Annotated in this window: 26 protein-coding genes; all 26 read left to right on the top strand. The window is 44.7% G+C overall.

All coding sequences use genetic code 11. The features are described from left to right. The first annotated feature begins 126 nt into the window (after positions 1-126). The 26 genes from rpsL to secY all read left to right on the top strand — a co-directional run bounded on the left by rpsL (position 127) and on the right by secY (position 15,703). Positions 127-549: a 30S ribosomal protein S12 gene (rpsL, locus tag ACR32F_RS28770; protein WP_056697677.1), complete on the top strand. Its 423-nt coding sequence runs from the start codon at positions 127-129 to the stop codon at positions 547-549. A gap of 87 nt (positions 550-636) precedes the next feature. After that, positions 637-1,107: a 30S ribosomal protein S7 gene (gene rpsG / locus ACR32F_RS28765; RefSeq protein ID WP_017692071.1), complete on the top strand. Its 471-nt coding sequence runs from the start codon at positions 637-639 to the stop codon at positions 1,105-1,107. 47 nt (positions 1,108-1,154) lie between these two features. Continuing rightward, positions 1,155-3,233, top strand: coding sequence for an elongation factor G (gene fusA, locus ACR32F_RS28760; RefSeq protein WP_440113191.1), 2,079 nt, complete (start codon positions 1,155-1,157; stop codon positions 3,231-3,233). 97 nt (positions 3,234-3,330) lie between these two features. Continuing rightward, complete coding sequence (gene tuf / locus ACR32F_RS28755) at positions 3,331-4,521, top strand: elongation factor Tu (RefSeq protein ID WP_440113188.1); 1,191 nt, start codon at positions 3,331-3,333, stop codon at positions 4,519-4,521. Between the two features lie 435 nt (positions 4,522-4,956). Next, a complete protein-coding gene (gene rpsJ / locus ACR32F_RS28750) occupies positions 4,957-5,265 on the top strand; it encodes a 30S ribosomal protein S10 (protein ID WP_017692074.1) in 309 nt (102 codons plus the stop codon). A 48-nt stretch (positions 5,266-5,313) separates the two neighbouring features. Then, complete coding sequence (rplC, locus tag ACR32F_RS28745) at positions 5,314-5,937, top strand: 50S ribosomal protein L3 (RefSeq protein WP_440113184.1); 624 nt, start codon at positions 5,314-5,316, stop codon at positions 5,935-5,937. Between the two features lie 25 nt (positions 5,938-5,962). After that, positions 5,963-6,586 (top strand): 50S ribosomal protein L4, encoded by a 624-nt coding sequence (rplD, locus tag ACR32F_RS28740; RefSeq protein WP_440113181.1) that lies wholly within the window; start codon positions 5,963-5,965, stop codon positions 6,584-6,586. Further along, entirely contained in the window at positions 6,586-6,876 is a 291-nt protein-coding gene (rplW, locus tag ACR32F_RS28735; RefSeq protein ID WP_024633586.1) for a 50S ribosomal protein L23, read from the top strand. Before rplD ends, rplW begins: the two co-directional genes overlap by 1 nt. 31 nt (positions 6,877-6,907) lie before the next feature. Continuing rightward, complete coding sequence (gene rplB, locus ACR32F_RS28730) at positions 6,908-7,738, top strand: 50S ribosomal protein L2 (protein ID WP_440113178.1); 831 nt, start codon at positions 6,908-6,910, stop codon at positions 7,736-7,738. Positions 7,739-7,809: 71 nt separating this feature from the next. Then, a complete protein-coding gene (rpsS, locus tag ACR32F_RS28725) occupies positions 7,810-8,088 on the top strand; it encodes a 30S ribosomal protein S19 (protein ID WP_062836183.1) in 279 nt (92 codons plus the stop codon). Between the two features lie 35 nt (positions 8,089-8,123). Then, positions 8,124-8,456, top strand: coding sequence for a 50S ribosomal protein L22 (gene rplV / locus ACR32F_RS28720; RefSeq protein ID WP_024633583.1), 333 nt, complete (start codon positions 8,124-8,126; stop codon positions 8,454-8,456). A 15-nt stretch (positions 8,457-8,471) separates the two neighbouring features. Next, the gene (gene rpsC, locus ACR32F_RS28715; protein ID WP_440113174.1) at positions 8,472-9,137 is read left to right on the top strand and encodes a 30S ribosomal protein S3; all 666 of its coding nucleotides are present in this window, start codon (positions 8,472-8,474) and stop codon (positions 9,135-9,137) included. A gap of 2 nt (positions 9,138-9,139) precedes the next feature. Further along, positions 9,140-9,574 (top strand): 50S ribosomal protein L16, encoded by a 435-nt coding sequence (gene rplP, locus ACR32F_RS28710; RefSeq protein WP_440113172.1) that lies wholly within the window; start codon positions 9,140-9,142, stop codon positions 9,572-9,574. After that, a complete protein-coding gene (gene rpmC / locus ACR32F_RS28705; RefSeq protein WP_440113170.1) occupies positions 9,564-9,761 on the top strand; it encodes a 50S ribosomal protein L29 in 198 nt (65 codons plus the stop codon). The genes rplP and rpmC overlap by 11 nt, the downstream gene beginning before the upstream one ends. Before the next feature lie 48 nt (positions 9,762-9,809). Next, positions 9,810-10,076 (top strand): 30S ribosomal protein S17, encoded by a 267-nt coding sequence (rpsQ, locus tag ACR32F_RS28700; protein WP_105406971.1) that lies wholly within the window; start codon positions 9,810-9,812, stop codon positions 10,074-10,076. A gap of 35 nt (positions 10,077-10,111) precedes the next feature. Next, entirely contained in the window at positions 10,112-10,480 is a 369-nt protein-coding gene (gene rplN / locus ACR32F_RS28695; RefSeq protein WP_024633579.1) for a 50S ribosomal protein L14, read from the top strand. Between the two features lie 39 nt (positions 10,481-10,519). Continuing rightward, positions 10,520-10,873 (top strand): 50S ribosomal protein L24, encoded by a 354-nt coding sequence (gene rplX, locus ACR32F_RS28690; RefSeq protein WP_024633578.1) that lies wholly within the window; start codon positions 10,520-10,522, stop codon positions 10,871-10,873. A gap of 32 nt (positions 10,874-10,905) precedes the next feature. Further along, positions 10,906-11,448, top strand: coding sequence for a 50S ribosomal protein L5 (rplE, locus tag ACR32F_RS28685; protein WP_440113166.1), 543 nt, complete (start codon positions 10,906-10,908; stop codon positions 11,446-11,448). 74 nt (positions 11,449-11,522) lie between these two features. Next, the gene (locus ACR32F_RS28680) at positions 11,523-11,708 is read left to right on the top strand and encodes a type Z 30S ribosomal protein S14 (protein ID WP_006037933.1); all 186 of its coding nucleotides are present in this window, start codon (positions 11,523-11,525) and stop codon (positions 11,706-11,708) included. A gap of 32 nt (positions 11,709-11,740) precedes the next feature. Then, on the top strand, positions 11,741-12,139 hold the full coding sequence (gene rpsH / locus ACR32F_RS28675; protein WP_017692088.1) for a 30S ribosomal protein S8: 399 nt from the start codon (positions 11,741-11,743) through the stop codon (positions 12,137-12,139). A 30-nt stretch (positions 12,140-12,169) separates the two neighbouring features. Further along, entirely contained in the window at positions 12,170-12,712 is a 543-nt protein-coding gene (gene rplF, locus ACR32F_RS28670) for a 50S ribosomal protein L6 (RefSeq protein ID WP_440113162.1), read from the top strand. 117 nt (positions 12,713-12,829) lie between these two features. Next, entirely contained in the window at positions 12,830-13,198 is a 369-nt protein-coding gene (gene rplR, locus ACR32F_RS28665; RefSeq protein WP_440113159.1) for a 50S ribosomal protein L18, read from the top strand. A 27-nt stretch (positions 13,199-13,225) separates the two neighbouring features. Continuing rightward, on the top strand, positions 13,226-13,723 hold the full coding sequence (rpsE, locus tag ACR32F_RS28660) for a 30S ribosomal protein S5 (protein ID WP_017692091.1): 498 nt from the start codon (positions 13,226-13,228) through the stop codon (positions 13,721-13,723). Positions 13,724-13,735: 12 nt separating this feature from the next. Beyond that, positions 13,736-13,921, top strand: coding sequence for a 50S ribosomal protein L30 (gene rpmD, locus ACR32F_RS28655; RefSeq protein ID WP_440113156.1), 186 nt, complete (start codon positions 13,736-13,738; stop codon positions 13,919-13,921). A 43-nt stretch (positions 13,922-13,964) separates the two neighbouring features. Beyond that, positions 13,965-14,405 carry a 50S ribosomal protein L15 gene (gene rplO / locus ACR32F_RS28650; RefSeq protein WP_440113153.1) on the top strand — a complete coding sequence of 147 codons (441 nt, stop codon included), beginning with the start codon at positions 13,965-13,967 and terminating at the stop codon, positions 14,403-14,405. Further along, on the top strand, positions 14,405-15,703 hold the full coding sequence (gene secY / locus ACR32F_RS28645) for a preprotein translocase subunit SecY (RefSeq protein ID WP_440113150.1): 1,299 nt from the start codon (positions 14,405-14,407) through the stop codon (positions 15,701-15,703). Before rplO ends, secY begins: the two co-directional genes overlap by 1 nt. The last annotated feature ends 73 nt before the right edge of the window (positions 15,704-15,776 follow it).

The raw sequence follows: 15,776 nt of genomic DNA, 5'->3' as shown, positions 1-15,776 counted from the left end.
ACTTTTAGGGATTCTCCAAGGCAAAAACTTTTCATTTGTCTTTTTATGAACCGCCTGGGTCTGTGGACTTAGCGTAAAGAGGTTTATAAAGAAACATGAACAATTGAGGAAGGGGGTGGCAATCACATGCCAACTATTAACCAACTGGTACGTAAAGGACGTCAAGCTAAAGTTGACAAGTCCAAATCACCAGCTTTGCAAAAAGGATTCAATGCTTTGAAGCGTGAATCCACTAACATCAGTGCCCCACAAAAACGTGGTGTCTGCACTCGTGTAGGTACAATGACTCCACGTAAACCAAACTCTGCACTTCGTAAGTATGCCCGTGTTCGTTTGACGAACCGTCTCGAGGTAACTGCTTATATCCCGGGTATCGGACATAACCTTCAAGAGCACAGTGTTGTTTTGATCCGCGGAGGTAAAGTTAAAGACCTTGCAGGGGTTCGTTATCACATCGTTCGTGGAGCTCTTGATACTGCAGGTGTTAACAACCGTATGCAAGCTCGTTCGAAATACGGTGCTAAACGTCCAAAAGCTAAAAAAGCCTAAAACATTATAAATAGTAGTCCTGAATATCTTCTGGGTTAATCCCGGAAGCTGTAGGATGGGCTCATGAAGAAAGAAAGGGGGATATCCATGCCACGCAAAGGTCCAGTTACGAAAAGAGACGTGTTGCCTGATCCGTTATACAATAGCAAGTTGGTTACTCGTTTAATCAACCGCATCATGATCGGCGGAAAACGCGGTGTTGCTCAAAGCATTCTGTATAATGCGTTCAAGTTGATTCAAGAACGTACGGGTAATGACCCGATGGAAGTATTTGAGGCAGCAATCAAGAACATCATGCCAGTCCTGGAAGTTAAAGCTCGCCGTGTCGGCGGTGCCAACTACCAAGTACCAATCGAGGTGAAACCAGAGAGACGTACTGCTTTGGGTTTACGTTGGCTCGTGAACTACTCCCGCAACCGCGGTGAGAAAACGATGGAAGAGCGTTTGGCGGCTGAAATCATCGACGCTTCCAACAACACAGGCGCTTCTGTTAAGAAACGTGAAGACACGCACAAAATGGCTGAAGCGAACAAAGCGTTTGCTCACTACCGTTGGTAGGATTCAGTTCACAATAATAACTTCAATTTTGAAGGGAGACCCATTTCATGGCTAGAGAGTTCTCCTTAAAAAATACACGTAATATCGGGATCATGGCTCATATTGATGCGGGTAAAACCACGACAACTGAGCGGATCCTGTTCTACACAGGCCGTACGCACAAAATCGGTGAAGTACACGAAGGTGCTGCAACAATGGACTGGATGGAACAGGAACAGGAGCGCGGAATTACGATTACTTCCGCTGCGACTACCGCTGCTTGGAAAGGCCACCGCGTTAATATTATTGATACCCCGGGACACGTTGACTTCACTGTTGAAGTTGAACGTTCCCTTCGTGTATTGGACGGAGCAGTTGGTGTATTCAGTGCGAAAGAAGGCGTTGAGCCTCAGTCCGAAACCGTATGGAGACAGGCTGACAAGTACAGCGTACCTCGTATCGCTTACGTAAATAAAATGGATATCATCGGCGCTGACTTCCTGAACGTTGTTTCTGACATGCGTGATCGCCTTCAAGCGAACGCAGTTGCGATCCAGCTTCCAATCGGTGCTGAAAATGATTTCAAAGGTATCATTGATATCGTTGCACAAAAGGCTCATATGTACAAAGATGACCTGGGACAAGATATCGAAGTGATTGACATTCCTGCAGAATTCGCAGATCAAGTCGAAGAACTTCGTAACGAATTGATCGAGCGTGTTGCAGAACTTGATGAAGAATTGACAATGAAATACCTGGAAGGCGAAGAGATCACTGTTGATGAGATCAAAACCGTCCTCCGTCAAGGTGTTGTTGATGTTAAAATCTTCCCGGTTATCTGTGGTTCCTCGTATCGTAACAAAGGTGTTCAACTGATGTTGGATGCTGTTATCGATTACTTGCCAGCTCCAACAGATGTTGCTTCTATTACTGGACATCTTGAAGATGGAACAGAAGCCATTCGTTTGTCTTCTGATGAAGAGCCATTCTCCGCATTGGCATTCAAAATCATGACTGACCCTTACGTTGGTAAATTGACATTCTTCCGTGTGTACTCCGGTGTTCTTCAATCCGGTTCTTACGTATTGAATGCAACTAAAAACAAACGTGAGCGTATCGGTCGTATCCTTCAAATGCATGCGAACAGTCGTCAAGAGATCACTGAAGTTTACTCCGGTGACATTGCTGCTGCCGTAGGTTTGAAAGATACGGGCACAGGTGATACACTGTGTGATGAGAAAAATCCGGTAATCTTGGAGTCGATGAACTTCCCTGATCCGGTTATCGAAATCGCCGTTGAACCTAAAACCAAAGCTGACCAAGATAAATTGGGTGTTGCTCTCGGTAAGTTGACAGAAGAGGATCCTACTCTTCGCGCTCATACTGATGAAGAAACAGGTCAAACAATCTTGGCAGGTATGGGAGAGCTTCACCTTGATATCATCATCGACCGTATGCGTCGTGAGTTCAAGGTTGAAACTACTGTGGGTAAACCACAAGTAGCTTACCGCGAAACGTTCCGTGCACCAGCACGTGTTGAAGGTAAATTCGTTCGTCAATCCGGTGGTCGTGGTCAATACGGTCACGTATGGGTTGAGTTCGAACCTCTAGAGCCGGGTACAGGCAGCCAGTTCGAAAGTAAAGTTGTCGGTGGTTCTGTTCCAAGAGAATACATTCAACCAGCACTTGCAGGGATTGAAGAGCAAATGAAAAACGGCGTTATTGCAGGCTTCCCGCTTGTAGACGTTAAGGCTACAATCGTAGACGGATCTTATCATGATGTCGATTCCAACGAAATGGCATTTAAAATTGCCGGATCTATGGCGCTGAAAGCAGCGAAAGACAAATGTAAGCCAGTTCTGCTTGAGCCAATCATGAAAGTAGAAGTAACCGTTCCAGAAGAGTACATGGGTGACGTAATGGGTATGCTGAACTCCCGTCGTGGCCGCATTGAAGGTATGGATTCCCGTAGTGGAGCTCAAATCATTCGTGCTAAGGTACCTTTGTCTGAAATGTTCGGATACTCTACAACTCTTCGTTCCGGTACTCAAGGACGCGGCGTATTCTCCATGGAGCTTTCTCATTATGAAGAAGTTCCTAAGAGCATCGCTGAAGAAATCGTTGCTAAAACAAAAGGCACCGAGTAGTTTTCTTACACTGGATGAATGTGCATAAGAATCTTGTATTCTTCGCACTTCGTCTGGTGCAAACATAAATTTAATATTTTAAGGAGGCCACGTTCAAATGGCAAAGGCTAAATACGAACGTAATAAACCACACGTTAACATTGGTACTATCGGTCACGTCGACCATGGTAAAACAACTCTGACTGCTGCAATCACAACTGTATTGTCCAAAACTTACGGTGGTGCAGCAATCGCATTCGATCAAATCGATAAAGCTCCAGAAGAGCGCGAGCGCGGTATCACAATCTCCACATCACACGTTGAGTACGAAACTGACACTCGTCACTACGCTCACGTTGACTGCCCAGGTCACGCCGACTATGTTAAAAACATGATCACTGGCGCGGCTCAAATGGACGGAGCAATTCTGGTAGTATCCGCAGCTGACGGTCCAATGCCACAAACTCGTGAGCATATCTTGCTTTCTCGTCAAGTAGGCGTACCTTACATTGTTGTATTCTTGAACAAATGTGACATGGTTGAAGACGAAGAGTTGTTGGAATTGGTTGAGATGGAAGTTCGCGACCTTCTTAACGAATATGAGTTCCCAGGTGACGATACTCCAATCACTCGTGGATCCGCTCGTGAAGCTCTGCAAAACCCTGATGGTGAGTGGGCTCAAAAAATCGTTGATATGTTCAAAGAGATCGATACTTACATCCCATTGCCTGAGCGTCAAACTGACAAGCCTTTCTTGATGCCTGTCGAGGACGTATTCTCCATCACTGGTCGTGGTACTGTTGCTACTGGCCGTGTAGAGCGTGGTACTGTTAAAGTGGGCGAAGAGATCGAAATCGTTGGTATCACTGAAGAAACTAAGAAATCTGTTGTAACAGGCGTTGAGATGTTCCGTAAATTGCTGGATTCCGCTCAAGCTGGTGACAACATCGGAGCACTTCTTCGTGGTGTTGACCGTAACAACATCGAGCGTGGTCAAGTTTTGGCTAAACCGGGTTCTGTTAAGCCTCACACAGAATTCACAGCTCAAATCTACGTTCTGACTAAAGAAGAGGGCGGACGTCACAAACCATTCTTCACTGGTTACCGTCCACAGTTCTACTTCCGTACAACTGACGTAACAGGCATCATCAACTTGCCTGAAGGTACTGAAATGGTAATGCCTGGTGATAACATCACTGTTACTGTTTCCTTGATCTCCCCAATCGCGATTGAAGAAGGAACTAAGTTCTCCATTCGTGAAGGTGGACGTACAGTAGGTGCCGGTTCCGTAGCAAGCATTCAAAAATAATTTAGCTTAACGCTGAATAAGCATATGAAACAGTGTACTGGAACGAGTAACATTGTATTGTAACGAAACTTCGGAAGAGTTCTTTATCCGACATCGGATAAAGAACTCTTTTATTATGTATATGATTCGGAACCTGCGTCATAAGGATTGAAGAGCATTCTAGCTTGTACAGAGAGATTGGTTAAGGCAGCTTGCATAGATCAGAAACATTGCATTAAACAAAGTCATTTCAAATGAAAAGATAAGTTTAAATGTTTTTCTTAAATATGCTTGCAATACGCCCATCTTTTCTATATAATAATGAATGTTGTTCTGTGACGTTGCGATGATGTGAGAGGTTACTGGCACACCCGGCCCCTTTGCCATGGGACAGTGGCTAGAAAATTTTCACGGAGTATGTCCGATAAAAATTGGGCGATAGAAGGAGGGACTAAAATGGCAAAGCAAAAAATTCGTATTCGTTTGAAAGCTTACGACCACAGAATTCTTGATCAATCCGCGGAGAAAATTGTTGAAACTGCAAAACGTTCGGGTGCTGGTGTATCCGGTCCGATTCCGCTTCCAACTGAAAAACAAATCATTACTATTCTTCGTGCGGTGCACAAGTACAAGGATTCCCGGGAGCAATTCGAACAACGCACTCATAAGCGTTTGATCGACATCGTTAACCCGACTCCACAAACTGTGGATGCCTTGATGCGCTTGGATCTGCCGTCCGGTGTAGATATCGAAATTAAATTGTAATACAAAGCTACAAACAAAGACCATGTATAAAGGAAAAGAGGTGTCAACATGAAAGCAATCTTAGGAAAAAAACTCGGAATGACTCAAGTATTTACACCTGAAGGTAACGTAGTTCCAGTAACGGTTATCGAAGCAGGACCTTGTGTTGTTTTGCAAAAGAAAGATATTGAGAATGATGGCTACGAAGCGGTTCAAATCGGTTACTCCGATAAGAAAGAGAAAAATGCTAACAAGCCAGAAGCAGGTCACGCTAAAAAAGCGAACACTGCCCCTAAGCGCTACGTTCGTGAAGTTCGCGGTATCAACATCGCTGATTATGAAGTTGGCCAAGAACTGAAAGCTGACATTTTCGCAGAAGGCGAATTCGTTGACGTGACGGGTATTTCTAAAGGTAAAGGTTTTGCCGGCGTTATCAAACGTTGGGGACAAAGCACTGGACCTATGTCACACGGTTCGCGTTACCACCGTGGCCCCGGTTCAATGGGTTCGATCCAAGCTAACCGCGTTCCTAAAGGCAAACGCCTGCCAGGACACATGGGACATGATACTGTTACAATCCAACGTCTTGAAGTAGTTAAAGTAGACGCTGAGCGTAACGTGTTGCTCGTGAAAGGTTCCATTCCTGGACCGAAAAACAGTCTCATTAAAGTTAAAGAAACGGTGAAAAAATAACCACTGAAGAAAGGAGGAACACAAAATGCCAAAAGTATCAGTTTACAATGTAGATGGTAGCCAAGTAGGCGAAGTTGAATTGAACGATGCGGTTTTCGGAATTGAGCCGAACCAACACGTTCTGTACGATGCAGTTCTTATGCAACGAGCTTCCCTTCGTCAAGGTACCCACAAAGTAAAAGGACGTTCTGAAGTACGTGGCGGTGGACGTAAGCCTTGGAAACAAAAAGGTACAGGTCGCGCTCGTCAAGGTTCAATTCGTTCACCACAATGGAAAGGCGGCGGTATCGTATTTGGTCCAACACCACGGAGCTATGCGTACAAACTGCCTAAGAAAGTTCGCCGCTTGGCGATCAAATCTGCCCTTTCATCCAAAGTGCTTGACAATGACATTATCGTTTTGGATGCTCTCTCATTGAGCACGCCTAAAACTAAAGAATTTGCAGCCATCTTGAATAACCTCAAAGTGGGACGCAAAGCTCTGATCGTAGCACCTAGCTATGATGATAATGTAGCTCTTTCTGCACGGAATATTCCGGGCGTGAAATTCGTAGCAGCTGACGGCATTAATGTTCTTGACGTGCTTTCGCACGACAAACTGATCATTACGAAAGAAGCAGTTCAGATGGTAGAGGAGGTGCTCGCGTAATGAAAGATCCTCGTGATATTGTAAAACGTCCGATTATTACGGAACGTACTGCTGACATGATGAACGACTTGAAATATGTATTTGAAGTCGATATCCGTGCAAACAAAACCGAGATCAAAAAAGCCGTAGAAGCTATTTTCAATGTAAAAGTGAAAAACGTGAACACTCTGCGTGTTCCAGCTAAACCTAAACGGTACGGACGTTATTCCGGATATACTAGCGAATGGAAAAAAGCGTTTGTAACGCTGACACAAGACAGCAAAACGCTTGAGTTCTTTGAAACTGTATAATTGAAATTGTTGAAGTAAGGAGGGAAACCCAGTGCCAATCAAAAAGTATAAACCAACATCCCCGGCAAGACGGAATATGTCCGTTTCTACATTTGAGGAAATCACCACAAATCAGCCGGAGAAATCGTTGTTGGCCCCACTGAGCAAGCAAGCAGGCCGCAACAACCAAGGTAAAATTACGGTTCGTCACCACGGTGGTGGACATAAGCGTAAATATCGTATTATCGACTTCAAACGTACTAAAGATGGAATACCGGGCCGCGTTGCTACGATCGAGTATGACCCGAACCGTACATCGAACATCGCCCTGATCCATTATGCTGATGGTGAGAAACGTTACATCATCGCTCCTAAAGGTTTGAAAGTTGGAGATCAAGTGTTCTCTGGACCTGGATCTGACATCAAAATTGGTAACGCAATGCCACTTGAGAACATTCCAGTAGGTACTGTTATCCACAACATTGAGTTGAAACCTGGTAAAGGCGGACAATTGGTTCGTGCTGCTGGTACAGAAGCTCAATTGCTTGGTAAAGAAGATAAATACGTTTCCGTTCGTCTCTCTTCCGGAGAAGTTCGTCGTATTTTGAAAGTTTGCCGCGCAACAATCGGATCTGTTGGTAACGGAGATCACGAGCTTATCAAAATTGGTAAAGCCGGCCGTAGCCGTTGGTTGGGCAAACGTCCTGAGGTTCGTGGTGTAGTAATGAACCCTAACGATCACCCACACGGTGGTGGTGAAGGTCGTGCTCCAATTGGACGTAAATCGCCAATGTCACCATGGGGTAAACCTACTCTTGGTTTCAAAACGCGTAAGAAAAATAAAGCTTCTGATAAATACATCATTCGCCGCCGCACGAAGTAATACACAGTGTGCATAACTTCGTGAGGCATCTGCGGATGCATAATAGCTACGTTTGAAGGGAGGATCTCCACATGGGTCGCAGTTTGAAAAAAGGGCCATTCATTGATGGCTACATGCTCAAAAAGGTAGAAGAGATGGAAGCTTCAGGTAAGAAGAACGTAATCAAAACCTGGTCCCGTCGTTCTACAATTTTCCCACAATTCATCGGACATACATTTGGCGTTTACGATGGTCGTAAACACGTGCCGGTATATGTAACTGAGGACATGGTCGGACACAAACTGGGTGAGTTCGCTCCAACCCGTACGTACAAAGGCCATACTGATGATGATAAGAAAACAAGAAGATAAATGAACATCTTTAATGTTTGAGAGGAGGTTACACAATGGAAGCAAAAGCACATGCTAAGTTTATCCGGATTGCTCCTCGTAAAGTTCAACTCGTTGTTGACTTAATTCGCGGCAAGCAAGTAGGTGAGGCGGTAGCGATTCTCCGTCACACTCCGAAATCCGCTTCTCCGATTGTTGAGAAGTTGCTTAACTCCGCTATTGCGAATGCGGAACATAACTATTCTTTGGATGTTAATAACTTGGTTATCTCGCAAGCTTACGTGAACCAAGGACCGACAATGAAACGTTTCCGCCCTCGTGCAATGGGACGTGCAAGTCGTATTAACAAACGTACTAGCCACATCACTTTGGTGGTATCTGAGAAGTAGAAGGAGGGGAAATGTGTGGGCCAAAAGGTAAATCCAGTCGGACTCCGTATCGGAATTATCCGTGACTGGGAATCTAAGTGGTATGCAGGTAAAGACTTCGGTGAGCTTTTGATGGAAGACGTGAGAATTCGTGAATTCCTGAAAAATAAATTGAAAGACTCCGCTATGTCTCGTGTTGAAATCGAGAGAGCGGCTAACCGCGTAAACGTAACGATTCACACTGCCAAACCAGGTATGGTTATCGGTAAGGGTGGTTCGGAAGTTGAAAATCTGCGTAATCAAATTACGAAAATCGCAGGCGGTAAAAAAGTACACATCAACATTTCTGAAATTAAGAATCAAGACCTGGACGCGATCCTGGTAGCAGAAAGCATTGCACAACAATTGGAACGTCGTGTTTCTTTCCGTCGTGCTCTGAAACAAGCTATTCAAAGAACAATGCGCTCTGGTGCAAAAGGTATTAAAACTCAAGTGGGCGGACGTCTTGGCGGAGCTGAGATTGCACGTTCGGAAGGCTACAGCGAAGGAACTGTTCCACTGCACACGCTTCGTGCCGACATCGACTACGGTACAGCAGAGGCTCATACTACTTACGGCCGTATCGGCGTGAAAGTATGGATCTATCGTGGAGAGGTTCTTCCTACGGCTAAGAAACAAGCTGCTAAGGAAGGAGGCAACTAATCATGTTGGTACCAAAACGTGTAAAACACCGTAAGCAACAACGTGGACATATGAAGGGTCAAGCTAAAGGCGGAACTACGCTGAACTTTGGCGAGTACGGTTTGCAAGCTACTGAACCTTCTTGGATTACGAACCGTCAAATCGAAGCGGCTCGTATTGCGATGACTCGTTACATCAAACGTGGTGGTAAAGTCTGGATCAAGATTTTCCCTGACAAACCAATCACTCAAAAGCCTCTCGAGGTTCGGATGGGTAGCGGTAAAGGTAACGTAGAAAAATGGGTTGCAGTTGTGAAACCAGGTAAGATCATGTTTGAACTTGCTGGTGTACCGGAGGATGTTGCACGCGAAGCAATGCGTCTTGCCGCTCACAAACTGCCAATCAAAACGAAGTTTGTGAAACGTGAAGAATTGGGTGGTGAAGCAAATGAAAGCTAGTGAATTTCGCAACCTAACCTCTGCTGAAATCGAGCAAAAGATTGCCGGATTTAAAGAAGAACTCTTTAACCTCCGCTTTCAACTCGCTACCGGTCAGCTGGATAACCCGACTCGAATCCGTGATGTGCGGAAAGAAATAGCTCGTGCTAAAACCATTATCCGTGAAAGAGAACTGGGAATCAGTTAATTAGGGATCGGATGTACAATCCGTCCGTAATCAGGAAGGAGGCTAACAATGAGCGTAGAACGTAACGCACGTAAAGTGCAAACCGGTAAAGTGGTTAGTGATAAAATGGATAAAACAATCGTTGTTGCTGTAGAGACTTACAAAAAACACAACTTGTACCATAAACGTATTAAGGTTACTAAAAAATTCAAAGCGCATGACGAAGAAAACACTGCGAAAATCGGTGACACGGTGAAAATCATGGAAACTCGTCCGCTTTCGAAAGATAAACGCTGGAGACTTACTGAAATCGTAGAAAAAGCGGTTATCATCTAATGCATCAGCAGCATTGCTGAAAGGAGGAATACTAAATGATTCAACCATTTACACGTTTGACTGTGGCTGACAACTCCGGTGCGAAGGAACTGATGTGTATCCGCGTACTCGGCGGTACGGGACGTCGTACAGCTCAAATCGGTGATCTGATCGTTTGTTCTGTAAAACAAGCAACACCAGGCGGCGTTGTCAAAAAAGGTGATGTAGTTAGAGCGGTTGTTGTTCGTACGAAACGTTCTGTACGTCGTAAAGACGGTTCCTACATCGGTTTTGATGAAAATGCAGCGGTTGTTGTAAAAGACGACAGAAGCCCACGTGGAACACGTATTTTCGGACCTGTTGCTCGTGAACTCCGCGAGAAAGATTTCATGAAAATCGTTTCCTTGGCCCCAGAAGTTATCTAAAGCTTAATCTCGTGATGTTAGAAACAGGAGGTGTACGAAATGCCAAGAGTGAAAAAAGTTCTGGAATCCCATAACAACAAACTTCATGTTAAAAAAGAAGATACGGTTATGGTGATCAGCGGTAAAGACAAAGGTAAAAAAGGCCGTGTCATCGCTGCTTATCCTCGTGAGAACCGCGTCCTTGTGGAAGGTGTTAACATGATTAAAAAACACCAGAAGCCTAACCAGCAAAATCCGCAAGGAGGCATTATCGAGAAGGAAGCTCCGATTCACGTTTCCAACGTTATGCACATCGATCCAAAGAGCGGAAAAGTAACCCGTGTAGGTTACAAAGTGTTGGATAACGGAAAGAAAGTGCGCGTTGCTAAACGTTCCGGAGAAATTATTGACTAATTGAACCGAATGAGAAAGGAGGTCTATGATTCATGGCAGCAAGAATGAAAGAACGTTACCTGAACGAAATTGCTCCTGCATTGATGCAGAAGTTTAACTATACAACGGTAATGCAAGTGCCGAAAATCGAGAAAATCGTTATCAACATGGGTGTAGGCGATGCTGTTCAAAACTCAAAAGTGTTGGATTCTGCAGTAAACGATTTGCAACTGATTGCAGGTCAAAAGCCTGTTATCACTCGTGCTAAAAAATCTATCGCAGGTTTCAAACTGCGTGAGAACATGCCTATCGGTGTGAAAGTAACATTGCGCGGAGAGCGCATGTACTTCTTCCTCGATAAACTGCTCAACGTTACGCTTCCTCGTGTCCGCGACTTCCGCGGTGTATCGAGCAAAGCTTTCGACGGACGTGGTAACTACACACTGGGTCTGAAAGAGCAATTGATCTTCCCAGAGATCGAGTATGATAAAGTAGATAAAGTCCGCGGTATGGATATTGTTATTGTAACAACGGCGAAAACAGACGAAGAGTCCCGTGAATTGCTCACGCAAATGGGAATGCCTTTCGTGAAATAAAGTTGGCATAACGTTTCCGGGCGTCTGGAAGGACTCCCTTTTCTCCGAAATTATTTAGGAGGTGTCAGGCTAAAGTGGCAAAGACTTCGATGAAAGTTAAACAACAACGCACACCAAAGTTTAAAGTACGTGCATACACACGCTGTGAGCGTTGCGGACGTCCACATTCTGTACTGCAAAAGTTCAAAGTTTGCAGAATTTGCTTCCGTGAATTAGCTTATAAAGGCCAGATTCCTGGCGTGAAAAAAGCAAGCTGGTAAAAAGTCCTGAACGGGAAGGAGGTTAACTCACAATGACTATGTCTGATCCAATTGCAGATATGCTTACTCGTATTCGTAACGCGAACACAGTTCGTCACGAAACGGTAGAAATGCCTGCTTCGACAATGAAAAAACAAATCGCCGATATTTTGAAGCGCGAAGGTTTCATCCGTGATGCTGAAGTTATCGATGATAACAAACAAGGGATTATCCGTGTTTTTCTGAAATACGGTCAAAATAACGAGCGTGTTATCACTGGTCTGAAAAGAATCAGTAAACCTGGTCTTCGTGTTTACACGAAAAGCAACGAAGTACCTCGTGTACTTGGTGGCCTGGGAATCGCTATTATCTCGACATCCAAAGGTATCATGACGGACAAAGAAGCTCGTCAATCGAAATCCGGCGGAGAAGTCGTCTGCTACGTTTGGTAATATAACGTCACAAGATAGGAGGTGCAACATATGTCTCGTATTGGTCGCAAACCAATTACAGTACCAAGTGGTGTGGACATCACCCTGGACAACACCGTTATTACGGTAAAAGGACCAAAAGGTTCTTTGAGTCGTGAACTTCATAAAGACATGAAGGTTACAGTTGAAAACAACGAAATCACAGTTGTGCGTCCTTCCGATAACAAAACTCACCGTTCTTTGCACGGCACAACGCGCAGCGTTGTAAACAATATGGTGAGTGGCGTTACTGAAGGATTCAAAAAATCTCTGGAGCTGGTTGGGGTCGGATATCGTGCAAGCAAATCCGGAGATAAAATCGTTCTGAACGTTGGCTACTCTCACCCGGTTGAAATTACACCGGAAGCGGGAATCGAATTTGAAGTTCCTACAAATACGAAAATCATCGTTCACGGAATTGACAAAGAGCGTGTAGGTGCTTACGCTGCTAAAATCCGTTCCGTTCGTGAACCTGAGCCGTACAAAGGTAAAGGTATTAAATATGAAGGCGAGCGTATCATCCGTAAGGAAGGTAAAGCCGGTAAGAAGAAATAAGTTTTTTCTTACCGCCTTTGCGCGGTTTTCGGCTTGCTTGCTTCTTGTGTTTCTAATATACCCCGTGGCTTCCGGTTTGAAGCCAGCGAGGTAAACTGAAAGGAGTGAATCCCAGAGATGATTACGAAAACAGATAAAAACAAGGCTCGTCTGAAAAGACACCTGCGTGTTCGTAAGAAAATCGAAGGAACGGCAGTACGTCCTCGTTTGAATGTATTCCGTTCTGGTAAACATATGTATGCTCAAATCATCGATGATGTTGCTGGTGTAACGATCGCTTCCGCGTCTACTGTAGACAAAGAATTGAGCGGCGATATCAAAAACGGCGCATCTGTTGAATCTGCTCGTAAAGTTGGCGAACTTGTTGCTAAACGTGCGAAAGACAAAGGCGTTTCCAACATCGTATTTGACCGTAGCGGATATCTGTATCATGGTCGTATCGCAGCATTGGCTGAAGCGGCTCGTGAAGCAGGACTTGAGTTTTAAGATATTTTTAAAAAGGAGGTTAACGACTTGCGTGTAGATCCGAATACTTTGGAACTGACTGAAAGAGTTGTAAATATTAATCGCGTAGCTAAAGTAGTAAAAGGCGGACGCCGTTTCAGCTTTAGCGCACTGGTTGTAGTCGGCGACGGCAACGGCTGGGTTGGAGCTGGTATCGGTAAAGCGGGCGAAGTACCTGATGCAATTCGCAAAGGTATTGAAGACGCTAAGAAAAACCTTGTACACGTTCCACTCGTAGGAACTTCGATTCCTCACTTGGTAACAGGTAAGTTCGGCGCAGGACGCGTTCTGTTGAAACCAGCATCTGAAGGTACTGGTGTTATCGCTGGTGGTCCTGTACGTGCGGTTCTCGAACTTGCTGGTGTAGGTGACATTTTGACAAAATCTCTGGGTTCTTCGAATTCCATGAACATGGTCAATGCGACTTTGGAAGGTTTGTCCCGTTTGAAGCGTGCTGAAGACGTGGCAAAACTGCGCGGCAAATCCGTCGAAGAGCTTCTGGGTTAAGGAGGGAATCTCATGGCTAAATTAGAAATTACCCTCGTCCGTAGCTTGATCGGACGTCCGGAGACGCAAAGAACAACTGTGAAAACATTGGGCTTGCGCAAAGTCAACAGTAAAGTGGTTCAAAACGACAATCCTGCCATCCGTGGTATGATTAACAAAGTAAGCCACTTGGTCGCTGTTAAAGAAGTAGAAGCATAAGAACGGGTTAATCCCACAAATCTTTAAGGAGGTGCAACGAACGATGAAGTTACATGAGCTTTCACCATCTCCTGGATCCCGCAAAGAACGTAAACGTCTTGGTCGCGGTCCAAGTAGTGGTACTGGTAAAACATCAGGTCGCGGTCACAAAGGACAAAATTCTCGTTCCGGCGGTGGTGTTCGTCCAGGCTTCGAAGGTGGACAAAATCCATTGTATCGTCGCTTGCCAAAACGCGGTTTCGTAAACCCAACTCGCAAAGAATACGCAGTTGTGAATACTGAAGACTTGAACAGTTTTGCTGAGGGTACTGAAGTAACTCCAGAATTCTTGATGACGAACGGCGTAGTTAAAAACGCTAAATCTGGAATCAAAATTCTGGGTAACGGTGATGTTACTGTGAAGCTGACTGTTAAAGCTAATAAGTTTTCTCAATCTGCGGTTGAGAAAATTGAAGCTGCCGGCGGTACAACCGAGGTGATTTAATGTTCAAGACCCTAAAGAATATCTGGCGGGTTGAAGATCTGCGCAAAAGGGTATTATTTACCCTTTTTGTACTGATCATTTACCGCATCGGATCCTTCGTTCCAGTGCCTGGAGTTAATAAAGAGGTTTTCGAAGCGACAAATTCTGCGGGTAAAGAAGTTTTTGGACTTCTCAATACGTTCTCGGGTGGAGCACTCTTCCAGTTCTCGATTTTTGCGCTCGGGATCGTACCTTACATCACTGCGTCTATCATAGTACAGTTGCTTTCCATGGACGTTATTCCAAAATTAGCGGAGTGGGCAAAGCAGGGTGAACAAGGTAAAAAGAAATCTGCACAACTGACTCGTTATTTAACGGTAGGTCTGGCATTGATTCAAGCGTTTGGTACGTCGATCGGATTCAACCGCTTGTACAATACAGAAATGGTGCCTAATGCAACATTTGCAGATTATATCTTGATTGCGATTGTACTTACGGCCGGTACTTCATTCCTGATGTGGCTTGGTGAGCAGATCACCGAGAAGGGCATAGGAAACGGGATTTCGATTTTGATCTTTGCGGGTATCCTATCCACGGTGCCTAATATCATCAAAACAACGATCGAATCCGACTTCATTCAACCTGATCAACTGTTTATGAACATTCTTAAAGGGGTAATCGTCGCAATTGTTATTGTGTTGATTATCATAGGTGTCATATACATTCAGCAGGCGATTCGGAAAATTCCGGTACAGTACGCTAAACGTGTCGTAGGTAACAAAATGTACGGTGGACAGAATACACATATTCCGCTGAAAATTAATGCAGCAGGTGTTATTCCTGTCATCTTTGCTTCATCGCTGTTGATGTTCCCATCCATCATCGCCAACTTCTGGGCTGATCGTTTATGGGCACAGTGGATCGGACAGAATCTGACTACACACAAACCTCTGGGTATGTTATTGTATGTCGTGATGATCTTCGGTTTCACATTCTTCTATACTTTCGTACAGATGAATCCACAGCAGATGGCTGATAATATGAAAAAGAACGGCGGTTACATCCCAGGCATTCGCCCGGGTAAAGCAACCGAGAAATATCTGACCCGTGTCATGACTCGTTTGACAATGGCCGGAGCCACATTCTTGGCTGTCATTTCCGTTCTGCCTGTATTCTTAGGGGCACTTTCTGGTTTGCCTCAATCCGCGCAAATTGGGGGAACTTCTCTCCTGATCGTTATCGGTGTTGCGCTGGATACGATGAAGCAAATCGAAAGCCAATTGATCAAACGCCACTACAAAGGTTTTATCAATAAATAGGCAATAGGTACCGGTCAAGTTAAGATTTACTTGCCGGCACCTATTGTGCTGTTTGTTGATGTAGGGTAGTCTT

The organism is Paenibacillus hebaui, from assembly GCF_051934385.1.
Classification (GTDB): Bacteria; Bacillota; Bacilli; order Paenibacillales; family Paenibacillaceae; genus Paenibacillus.
This window is presented reverse-complemented; position numbering and strand designations above follow the sequence as displayed.